This is a genomic window from Sphingomonas sp. 10B4 (assembly GCF_035019905.1).
GTDB lineage: Bacteria > Pseudomonadota > Alphaproteobacteria > Sphingomonadales > Sphingomonadaceae > Sphingomonas > Sphingomonas glacialis.
In genome coordinates, this window is sequence record NZ_JASJVC010000532.1 from 1 (window position 1) to 241 (window position 241).

At 58.1% G+C, this 241-nt stretch carries 1 protein-coding gene; it reads left to right on the forward strand.

From position 1 onward, the window contains the following. Positions 1–50: 50 nt before the first annotated feature. The coding region (locus tag QN347_RS20760; protein ID WP_416350925.1) for a hypothetical protein at positions 51–241 on the forward strand (191 nt) is incomplete at its 3' end.

A 241-nucleotide genomic window follows, 5' to 3' on the forward strand; every position in this document is an offset into this window, starting at 1 on the left:
GTACTGCACCAGGCGAAACTGCGGACACCCGCATTCCCGAATGTGACACCTTGATCCAATATATGGGTGGACGCGAAGCGATGCTGACGGCCGAACGTATGCTGGCCAAGGGTTTTCCGGCGCACTTGCCGGTTATCGTGATGGAAAATTGCAGCCGCAGCGATCAACGCTATCTGCGCTTGAGCTTGGCCGAACTGGCGCACGGCCTGCCGCTCTCGCATGGACCGGTATTGGTGATGAT